Origin of the sequence: Flavobacterium sp. SM15 (genome assembly GCF_022012335.1) — a bacterium.
Classification (GTDB): domain Bacteria; phylum Bacteroidota; class Bacteroidia; order Flavobacteriales; family Flavobacteriaceae; genus Flavobacterium.
In genome coordinates, this window is the sequence record NZ_JAKLTO010000015.1 from 1 (window position 1) to 4,639 (window position 4,639).

The 4,639-nt window shown below is 39.0% G+C and carries 1 protein-coding gene and 1 pseudogene; both read left to right on the forward strand.

The window, feature by feature from the left end:
* Positions 1-2,497 (forward strand): PKD-like domain-containing protein (locus LZZ90_RS13870; protein WP_237791303.1); only part of this gene is annotated, 2,497 nt, incomplete at its 5' end.
* Between the two features lie 177 nt (positions 2,498-2,674).
* A pseudogene (locus tag LZZ90_RS13875) lies at positions 2,675-4,639 on the forward strand (hypothetical protein); the annotation flags it as partial.

The following is a 4,639-nucleotide window of genomic DNA, read 5'->3' on the forward strand; positions in this document are numbered from 1 at the left end:
CACCACAACGACCATCAGTGGTCTGGCAACGGGAAGCTATACTTATACGGTTACCAATGCTGCAGGCTGTACTTCGGTAGCCTCAGCACCAATTGTGATCAATGTTCAACCGGTTACCCCAACGGCACCGGTAGTAGGAACCATCACTCAGCCAACGTGTACGGTTGCCACAGGAAGTGTTGCCTTAAGCGGTTTACCTGCAGCGGGCACCTGGACGCTTAATCCGGGAGGAATCACAGGAACAGGAACCACAACGACCATCAGTGGTCTGGCAACGGGAAGCTATACTTATACGGTTACCAATGCTGCAGGCTGTACTTCGGTAGCCTCTGCACCAATTGTGATTAATGCTCAACCGGCAACGCCACAGATAATGTTACTTACTTCAACAAATAGTATATGTTCAGGTGATGTGGCTTCTATTACTGTAGGAAGTAATTTAAGTGGAACTGCTTATTCATGGACAGTAGTTCAGACAGGAGTGACAGGAGCAATAGCAGGTTCAGGTGCATCAATAGCACAAACATTAACAGCAACTGGTACGGTTACAGGGACAGCAATTTATACAATTGTTCCAACGGCTAATGGATGTACAGGTACGCCAATTAGTGTAACAATTAATGTTAAACCGGCACCGGTAGCAATGGCTAATCCTTCAAATCTGACAATCTGTTCTGGAGAATCAATTAATATTCCTTTAAGTAGTACTATTGCAGGTACAACTTATTCATGGACAGTAAGTCAAGTTGGAGCATCTGGAGCCGCAGCAGGATCTGGAAGTGTAATTTCTCATAGTATCATCGCGACTGGAAGTACAATGGGAATGGTAACCTATACAGTAACGCCGTCTTATAATGGTTGTTCAGGTACGCCTATCAATGTAATAATCAGAGTTACTCCAAAAGCAACAATGACAGCTACACCAGCTTCATTAAGTATTTGTTCAGGAGGAACAGCAAGCGTTTCATTCTCTGGAAGTTTACCGGGAACAACATTTAATTGGAACGTAGTGCAATCGAATGTGACAGGAGCAACATCTGGAACAGGAAATAGTCTTTCTCAAGTGCTTACAACTATTGGTAACAACATTGGACAGGCAGTTTATACGGTTGTTCCAGTTGTAAATGGTTGTCCGGGAACTCCGGTGGCTGTGACAGTACAGGTGAACCCAATTCCAGTGGTAACGGCAACACCTACAAGTCAAACGATTTGTTCAGGAACTCAGACTGGTATCTCATTGACAAGTACTATTCCGAATACAACATATACTTGGGCAGTTGTTCAGACAGGAGTTTTAGGAGCGGCTTCCGGATCAGGTAATACGATTGCTCAAACATTAACGACCATTGGAACTACAGCAGGAACAGTAAATTATATTATTACTCCGCATGCAAATGGTTGTTCAGGTAATCCTATAACAGTAACTGTAAATGTAAATCCGGTTCCAGAAGTGTTTACTACAACAGGAGTTACAACTATTTGTAGTGGTGAACCAACAGCAATTGGATTGAGCGCAATCATTCCGGCTACTACTTTTTCTTGGACAGTAACTCAAAATGGAGTTAGTGGAGCTTCAGATGGCACAGGAGTGCTTATTGCACAAGAGTTGATAACAACAGGAAATCAGCCAGGGCAAGCTATTTATGTAGTAACGCCCTTAGCGAATGGCTGTGTTGGTAATTCAATAACAGTAGTAATTACCGTAAACCCATTGCCGGAACCTGAGTTAGTAGAAGGACACATTTGTATTAATCCAACAACGGGCGAAGTAATTAATACTTATACATTGAATACCGGAATAAATAATTCAAGTAATATTTATGTATTCGAGTGGTATCATGATGGAGTATTGGTAGAAACTTCTGCAAACAGTAGCTATTTAGTTAATTTAGCTGATAACACAGTAGATCATGGAGTAGGAGAGTACAATGTATTGGTAATGAATTCATTGACAGGATGTGTTTCTGAGGTTATTGCTCCAGTACAAGTAACTGTATCTACTGCGGCTACACCAGTGCAGATTTATACTAATGAAGCATTTAGTGACAATCCAACATTAACAGTTGTTGTAACGGGAGGATCACATGCACTTCTGTATAGTTTAGATGGAGGAGCATACCAGTCGTCGAATGTGTTTACCAATGTTACAACAGGATCGCATACTGTTCATATAGTTGATGAAGAGTCGTGTACGGATTTTGAAATGATTAAATATGTAATTGGTTATCCGCATTTCTTTACTCCAAATGGAGATGGATATAATGATTATTGGAATATTAAGGATTTGATTCCTGATAATCCTAATGCAGAGATTTTGATTTTTGACCGCTATGGTAAGTTGGTTAAACAACTAACTCCTTCAACACCAGGCGGATGGGACGGAACATTAAATGGAAGCAATTTACCTGCAACAGACTACTGGTTTACGGTTAGATTTAATGATGGACCTCAAAAAACTGAAAGAATTTTTAAATCGCATTTCTCATTAAAACGTTAATTATAAAAATAACTGTTAAAAAATTAGTAAATAAATTATTAATAAAAGCCGCTTTTAAGCGGCTTTTATTGTATTAATAACAAAATTGCAGGTTTTTGTGTTACGAATATTTAAAAAAAAGTTTAAATATTTTGTTTAAAACTTTATTTTTGCGTTTTATGATTAAATTTTCAAAAAATGAAAAATAATTACCTAGTCTTGTTTTTTGTAGGATTATTGTTCGGTATTTATAATACAAATGGACAAGCGCCACCTAATTTACAGGTTACTACTTCGGGAAGTTTGCAAAGCTGTAATCCTGGTGGAGCAGTTGTTCTAAATTGTACCAATACAAGTATATATAATACAAATTCATATTCAGTCTCTCCAATTTCGATCAATAGTCCTGTGGGTACTTATCCGCCAAGTGCTGCGGGTCTGTATAGTGATGATAACTGGTCAAATATATATGACATAAAATTAGGAACACCACAACCATTTAATTTTTGTTTTTGGGGTCAGACCTTTCAGAAATTGTTGCTCAACTCCAACGGTGTAATATCCTTTAGTATTAATGGGGTAGTTCCTGGAGGAGCTTATGGTCCTGGAGACGGTACGGGATGGTCATTAGCTGGAAATCCATTGATTCCTTCTGTTAATGGAGGCGGTGGCCCACTTTATAGAAATGCAATTCATGGGGTGTTTCAGGATACTTATCCTAATCCGGCACCTTCTGTTGATGTGAATTTTGCAGTTCAGGGAACTTATCCAAATAGAATGTTTGTTTTTAATATGAATAATGTTCCAAACTTTTCTTGCGGAAGTGTTAAACAGACGAGTCAAATCATTATGTATGAGGCTACAAATATTATTGATGTTTACGTGATTAAAAGGGATGCTAGCTGTACCTGGAATGGAGGAAAAGGAACTTTAGGTATTCAGAATAATGATGGAACCCAAGGGTTAGCGCCACCGGGAAGAAATACTGGTGCTTGGAGTGCAGGGGTTAATGGTATCCCCTCTGAGGCATGGCGTTTTTCACCAAGTGCTTCAGAAATTATACCTACTTATGTTTGGAAAGACCAAACAGGAGCTGTTGTTGGGAATACTAAAAACCCGACTGTGTATCCAACCACTACAACAACTTATAATGTAGAGGTAACCTATAATATTTGCGGAGTTAATTATACAATAACGGCACCTGTTCCGGTTACCGTTACAATGTTAGATGTTCCAACAGGGACAACACCTACAGATCTTACCGAATGTGATACTGATGCAAATCCGGGTACTGAGGTTTTTGATCTGACCACAACAATGAACAATTATTTAGGGATTTTAGATCCTTTTCAATACAGTATTAGTTTACATACATCATTGATAGGGGCTCAAACGGGTACTGATATTATACCTGAATCTGACTGGCCTGCTTATACGAGTCCTACAGCAACTTTGTATGCAGTGATTCAAGATAACTTTACCGCGTTCTCTTGTAAAAAAATTAAAACATTCCAAGTTGTTGTTGATCCTTGTGAGGTTGATGATTTACTAGCATGTGATACAGATTCTAATGGTTCTGAAACTTTTGATATTGCGGTGCAAGATTCTGAAGTTTTATTGCCAAGTGAAAATGCTTCAGATTTTGTTATTACTTACCACACAACATTAGCTAGTGCTGATGGTTCGGGACCATTTAATCCGATTCCTCCAGGAAATACATTGCCAACTCAATTGAGCAGTTTTGTAAGTTCAGGACAAACAATTTATGTTAGAAAACAGAAAGTGTCTGACGGTTCATTTGTAACAACAAATTTTGATTTAGTGGTAAACCCGATTCCTTCAATTAGTGGAACTACTACAATTTGTGTTAATGAAACTTCGTTATTGTCTGGTTCTGGAACGCCTGCTACAACAAACGCATGGACTTCTTCCGATAATGCTATTGCAGCATTTGATCCTACATTACCAGCTGGAACCATTAAAGGTATTTCTGCAGGAACAGTGACTGTAACCTATACTGATGCAAACGGATGTTTAAAAACTACTTCGGTAACGGTTAACCCAATTCCTGATGTAGTTGCAAGCCCGTCATTCCAGGATATATGTTCAGGAACGGCACCAAATATCTTGTTAAGCAGTGCGGTTTCAGGAACTACTTTTGCT